The organism is Acetobacter thailandicus, from assembly GCF_011516655.1.
Classification (GTDB): Bacteria; Pseudomonadota; Alphaproteobacteria; order Acetobacterales; family Acetobacteraceae; genus Acetobacter; species Acetobacter thailandicus.
In genome coordinates this window covers 1-6,044 of record NZ_WOSV01000025.1, presented here as the reverse complement: position 1 = coordinate 6,044, position 6,044 = coordinate 1, and the positions used below count along the sequence as shown (strand labels likewise).

The window sequence follows — 6,044 nt, the reverse complement described above, 5'->3', positions numbered from 1 at the left end:
CTTAAGGAACGCTGGTTCAGTGAACCGGATCGGCCTCTGCTACGCATCATCTGGCTCGACATGATGGCGCATCCCGACTGGCTGGCCGCCATCTGCGAAGAGGCGTTCCAGTCAGTATGATCCAGGTTGCGATGGCCCACTCGCCCACACAGCATCGTTCCCTTAAACCCAAGTATTCTGACACAGCGCTCGAGTTCCAGGGCGGCTTCGTCGGGCATTGCCACAGGCAGCGTTGCCAGCGCCTGAAAGCGATCGGGGTGGCGACCAGCGGCTTCCGCCACGGCATCATTCGTGCGGCGAGCGAGGTCGATACTGTCTGGTCCCAGGTCGTGCAGTGACGGAGTGGTGAGCGACAGAACCTGTTCGTCAATCCCTGTTTCATCCATCAGGGTTAGTCGCTGTTCGGTAAGATCGTTCAGTCGTGTCTCAAGCAGACCACCATGAAACGCAACACTCGGGTCACTGGCCTCAAGCCCAAGAGCGGACCATGCATTTTTTATCTCATGTGTCAGGAAATGTTCTTCGATGCCAATCAGCTTCATAGGTTTCTTCCTCTCAGCAGACCCTCATTATGATGGGCATGTCTGTTTTCACGTCATAGAAAATAGAGGTAGAACCAGAGCTGGCGCCAGACGCATTAGCATCAATATATAATTGCATGTAACGCCATCTGCCCAGTCATTGTCGATAGGTTCAATGCATGGAAAACATGGATTTCAATCTTCTGAGGGCGCTGGATGTGCTGCTTGAGGAAGTCAGCGTAACCCGCGCAGCTTACCGGCTTGGGCTCAGCATATCCGCCATGAGCCGCACTCTGACACGCCTTCGCTCCGCGACAGGCGATCCGTTGCTGGTGCGGGCGGGGCGGCATCTTGTACCGACACCTTATGCTCTGAAGATTCGTGAGAATGTTCATGCTCTGACCCGCGACGTGCGTACCATTCTGTGCCCGCAGCAGCAGGAAATGAATTTGAAAAAGCTGGATCGGACATTCGTCCTTCGCGCCAATGAAGGTTTTCTGAGCGTCGCTGCTGCACCTCTGGTAACAGCCATCATGAAAGGAGCACCACAGGTTCGCCTGCGCTTTGCGCCTAAGCCTGATAAAGACGCGTTACCATTACGAGAGGGGCGCATCGATTTGGAAATTGGTGTCCTGGGCGTGTCTGCACCCGAAATTCGAACCCGGCTTCTTTTCCGGGATGCGTTCGTCGGTGCGGCCCGCATTGGCCATTCACTTTTTATAGACGATGATATCAGCGTAGCGCGCTACGCTGCATGTAGCCATGTCGCCGCTTCACGACGAGGGACATTCAGAGGGCCGGTTGATGATGCACTGGAGCAACTGGGATACCAACGCACAGTATCGGTCGTCGTGCCTGGATTTCCGGAGGCACTCGAAATTGTGCGGCAATCAGATCTGGTGACGCATGTCCCGCGGTCTTGTCTGGCGGCCTGTTCTGATAGTTCTGCGGGGATACCGGGTCTGAGATTGTTTCAGCTGCCGGTTCAGACACCTGAAATCGCCATTTCTGCCATGTGGCACCCCAGGTTTGATGCTGACCCTGCCCATCAATGGCTTCGTGACACAGTGCAGGCGGTTTGCAGACAGGTTTTCGCCAGTTGCCGCTAACTGCTTTTGGCAAATTACTTAGCGATTTTGAACGTCCGGCCAGTCTGTTCAATGGAAACAGAGCAGACTGGCGCCAGATGATTATTTTTTCTCAGGCGTGCCCGGTTTAGGTTTTTGGTTTTACGAGGTTAAAAAGTGGCCCTGTAAGGGTGGTTGAAATAACAGCCAGTACCATGAGAGAAGCAAACGCGAATTCTGACAACATACCTTTCTGATGCAAAATTGTTGCCGCAACAATTTCCATAAGCCCCTTGCATTGTAAAAGAGAACCTATGCTGAGAGCCTGGCGATAAGACAATCCGGGAGCAGGTGGAAATAAACAGACAGCACCAATTTTTGAAAAAATGGAAATTGCAACAAGAGCCAGAGACGCAATCACTGAAGGCCATGTCAGAGCATCACCATTAATATGTAAACCACTATGCCCAAAAAACATAGGAGCAAGCCAGATAAGAGAAAACGTACCAATTTTCTCTACTGGTAAACGTCTGACCCAGGCTGGGGGCATAATAGCACCGGCAAAATAAGCCCCTATCAATTCATGCAGCCCCAGCTGGTGACTGGCCCAGGAGCCCGCAGCCAGATAAACAGGTATGGTAAGCCATATTACCCAAAGCGGAGGATGAGGAATATTTCGGGTCGCCCATGTCCCGCCACAAATCAGTAAAATTAGCAGTGCAACGGCTAAAAACTCAAGATGTGTCCAGCCATGTAATGCTGAAGTACCTTTTGCCGCAAACTGCAATAACGCCAGACCAATCCACAAAGCCGCATCATCAACTACAGCAAGTTTTAATGCCAGTTGTGCCAGCGGGCGCTGTGCAGGTTCAATTTCACGTACGATACCAATCAGCACTGGCAGCGCGCTGACTGCCATACATAACCCGATGGCTGCAGCTGCGATCATCGGCGTTGTATGAGGAGTATGCCATCCAGGCAGAGAGAGAAAAACCTCATAAGCCAGGAAAGTACCTACGAGAAAAGGGCCGCCAAGGGCAACCGCAGCTCCGCCAATCAGGCGTGCAAATGATGGCTGGGGCAGAGCGTTCTGACTGTCATGCTCGTCAGGGTGCTGCCACATTTCGAGCCCGGCTGTAAACGCCAGAACCAGTACAGCAACCCAGCCAATATAGTCCCCATAAAGAGAGGGGATACCCATTGTACTGACAGGTACATGCCAGACGGCCAGCACCATGCCGACAAGAATAGGCAAAACAGCGATAGGCAGGTTTTTAAGTGTAAGCTGCCACAATAACCAGGGCAGAATTACAAAAAGCGTTGCATCAGCAAAAAGTGACATGAAATGAGTCAGCATGCGATCCCTTTATAGTGTTATTTGAGAAATAAGAGGCTCTTTAGGGAAGGTATGCAAATATTGCATATTTGCAGCCTGTTGTATGCATAATTTTCAATAATTAATAATATAACTTTTTCATCATATTCATGATGCATCATGACAAAGTCTGATTTCTTTATATAAAAATTTCTGTATAAATACTCATTGTCTCAAAGCTAAAACATTTACAAACAGTTGCACGTAAAAGACCTGAAATGACAGGTCGCATAACTAAAGGGTGCATGATGGTACATTTATCTAACGAGTTTAATTGCGAAGATGCTTTAAAAGATGGCTCATACTGGATGCCATTTACCGCAAACCGTCATGTCAGAAAACAGGCCGGTTCGCGCATAATTTCCTCTGCTAAAGGGGCTTATTATTATACCCCTGACGGAAAAAAACTTTTTGATACGTTATCTGGTCTGTGGTGCACACCGCTAGGGCATGCCGTGCCACGCATCGTGGAAGCTTTGAAAAATCAGGCTGAAGAGCTTGATTATTGCTCATCATTTCAGATGGCCCATCCGGTTGCTGTTCGCCTGGCTAAACGTCTTGCCTATATGGCCCCTGAAAACCTGAACCATGTATTTTTTGCCAATTCAGGGACCGAAGCCGTTGATACAGCCCTCAAACTTGCTTTGGGCTACCACCGCTTAAGAGGTGAGGGCGGGCGCTTTCGTATGATCGGGCGCGAACGTGCTTATCATGGCGTTGGCTTTGGTGGCATATCGGTTGGCGGCATTGTGTCTAACAGAAAAATGTTTGCTGCCGGTATGCTGAATGGTGTTGATCATTTGCGGCACACCTATGACCACTCAAAAATGGCCTTTTCAAAAGGTCAGCCCACATGGGGTGCCGACTATGCTGAAGATCTGGAGCGTCTTGTCGCACTACACGACGCCTCAACGATAGCTGCCGTTATTGTTGAGCCGGTACAGGGGTCAACAGGCGTTGTGGTGCCTCCGGTCGGGTATCTGGAGCGTTTACGCGAGATATGCACAAAACACGGTATTTTGCTGATTTTTGATGAAGTAATTACAGGTTTTGGTCGTATGGGAGAAAATTTTGCATCCCGGCGCTTTAACGTCAAACCGGATATGATCACCTTTGCTAAAGCAGTAACCAACGGCATTGTGCCAATGGGAGGCGTGCTGATCAGCAAGGATATCTACGAGACATTTATGACCGGTCCTGAAGAGGCGATTGAGTTTGCTCATGGCTACACATATTCAGGTCACCCGATTGCCGCGGCTGTTAGTCATGCTGTGCTCGATATTATGGAAGAGGACTCACTGCTAACGCATGTACGTGGTCTCGAACCGGTGCTGGAGAAGGCTGTGCATAGCCTGAGTGATCTGCCTGGGGTCAGGGATGTGCGTAATTTTGGCCTGACCGCGGGTATCGACCTTGTGCCAGAAGCAGATTCCCCTGGAAAAAGAGGGAGTGCTCTTTTTGAACTGGGCATGCAGAATGGGCTGCTGCTTCGCTGCACGGGCGATACGTTCTCTCTGGCCCCTCCATTTATTGCAACAGAAGAACAGGTGCTGGACATGGTAGAAACCCTGCGTCGCCTGATTATCACCGTAACGCAATAAAAATGCTAAGGGCAGAGAGAGGCAATGTCTCTCTGCCCTTAGGTGTTTAGTCCCGTGGTTTGATGGGTTGGATTGATGATGAATCTTTCTGGCTCTGAAGTCCAGATTTTGCAGACGTATTCATAAGGGGTGAGGCCGTTCAGGGTCTTGAGTCTTCGCCCGAAGTTATAGGCTGCCATGAAATTGCTGAGGTGTGTCCTTAACTGCTTATGACTGTCGTAATGGAAGCGTTTGACGGTTGCTTCCCTGATTGTCCGGTTCATCCGCTCAACCTGACCGTTCGTCCAGGGATGACTGGGTTTCGTCAGACGATGTTCGATCTCATGCGCTTCGCAGATCATGTCGAAGCGCATGGGGCGAGACCAGGCCATATTGCGGTTACGAGGCTGATCAGCGAACTGGATGCCATTATCGGTCAGAATGGTATGGATCCGATAAGGAATGATGCTCAGGAGATATTCGAGGAATTCCCAGGCGGTCTTCCGATCGGCTTTCTCAACCAGTTGTGTGACAGCGAATTTGCTGGTCCGATCGATGGCGACGAAGAGGTACAGCTTGCCTTCAGCAGTCTGGCCCCCGGCAATATCGATGTGAAAAAAGCCGATGGGATAGCGTTTGAAACGCTGTCGTCTGGGCTTGTCTCCCTCGATATCCGGAAGCCGGGATATCCCGTGGCGCTGCAGGCAGCGATGCAGAGCCGGGCGTGTCAGATGAGGGATGCTGGCCTGCAGGGCATAAAGACAGTCATCCAGCGGCAGCAACGTATGCCGGCGAAACGCCACGATCATCGCTTCGTCCGTCTCGGACAGAACCGTGGATCGCGGCTCTTTAGGACCTGTCTTCTGATCCTCAACCGTTTGACGCTTCCGCCATTTTGCAACTGTTTTCGGGTTGATCCCGAACTCCTTGCTCAGCGTCGCGAGCGAAGCCTGCGATCGCTGTATTGCTGCTCGCACGGCGTGCGTGGTCGTGGCGCTGCCATGACGTATCTGTCCCATAAGGCGTCCTTCCACTCTCGTGAAAATACTACACCATCAAACCACGGGACTAAACACCTAGACCATTAACAATTAAAGGGCAAACTGGAGGGTGGGTTGAAAAATTTGCCGGTGGCATGGCAGTAAGTTACCGACCGGCAGGGGCAGCGAGTTTCCGTACACCCAACGATATGGCGACGGTTGAAATAAATAGTCCATCAGTGATAAGATTGTATAATAATGTTCCAAAATTTAAATTCCCAAGAAAATAAAATGATAGAGTTCTACAAAAGAGCTATGTCTAACATGGATGGTGGAGAGCTCGCCGATGCTTTCTATATGTGTCTACCTTACAGATTTGATTTGTATTGTAACCAATGGTGTCAGGATGTATTAGGCTCAGGACTCATTCTTTGAGATAGAAGATGAAGCTTGCAGCGATATGGATTGCGGACATGAAGGTATGAGCGCAGCGGTCGTATCGTGTTGCCACCCGTCGCCAG

At 50.4% G+C, this 6,044-nt stretch carries 5 protein-coding genes and 1 pseudogene; 2 read left to right on the top strand and 4 right to left on the bottom strand.

The window, feature by feature from the left end; all coding sequences use genetic code 11:
• On the bottom strand, positions 1 to 542 hold a 542-nt coding region (locus tag GOB58_RS12680), incomplete at its 3' end, for an amidohydrolase family protein (protein ID WP_173560434.1).
• A gap of 167 nt (positions 543 to 709) precedes the next feature.
• Between GOB58_RS12680 and GOB58_RS12675 the strand changes: the two genes are divergently transcribed.
• On the top strand, positions 710 to 1,630 hold the full coding sequence (locus GOB58_RS12675; protein ID WP_322973255.1) for a LysR family transcriptional regulator: 921 nt from the start codon (positions 710 to 712) through the stop codon (positions 1,628 to 1,630).
• Between the two features lie 106 nt (positions 1,631 to 1,736).
• On the opposite strand, the gene GOB58_RS12670 is transcribed toward GOB58_RS12675, so the two are convergent.
• On the bottom strand, positions 1,737 to 2,945 hold the full coding sequence (locus GOB58_RS12670; RefSeq protein ID WP_173560432.1) for a cation:proton antiporter: 1,209 nt from the start codon (positions 2,943 to 2,945) through the stop codon (positions 1,737 to 1,739).
• A gap of 266 nt (positions 2,946 to 3,211) precedes the next feature.
• On the opposite strand from GOB58_RS12670, the gene GOB58_RS12665 reads away from it, so the two are divergent.
• Entirely contained in the window at positions 3,212 to 4,564 is a 1,353-nt protein-coding gene (locus tag GOB58_RS12665) for an aspartate aminotransferase family protein (protein WP_173560435.1), read from the top strand.
• A 38-nt stretch (positions 4,565 to 4,602) separates the two neighbouring features.
• Here the strand turns inward: GOB58_RS12665 and GOB58_RS12660 are convergent, their stop codons facing one another.
• Positions 4,603 to 5,562: an IS481 family transposase gene (locus GOB58_RS12660; protein WP_173560431.1), complete on the bottom strand. Its 960-nt coding sequence runs from the start codon at positions 5,560 to 5,562 to the stop codon at positions 4,603 to 4,605.
• A 385-nt stretch (positions 5,563 to 5,947) separates the two neighbouring features.
• Positions 5,948 to 6,044: pseudogene (locus GOB58_RS12655) on the bottom strand (IS5/IS1182 family transposase); the annotation flags it as partial.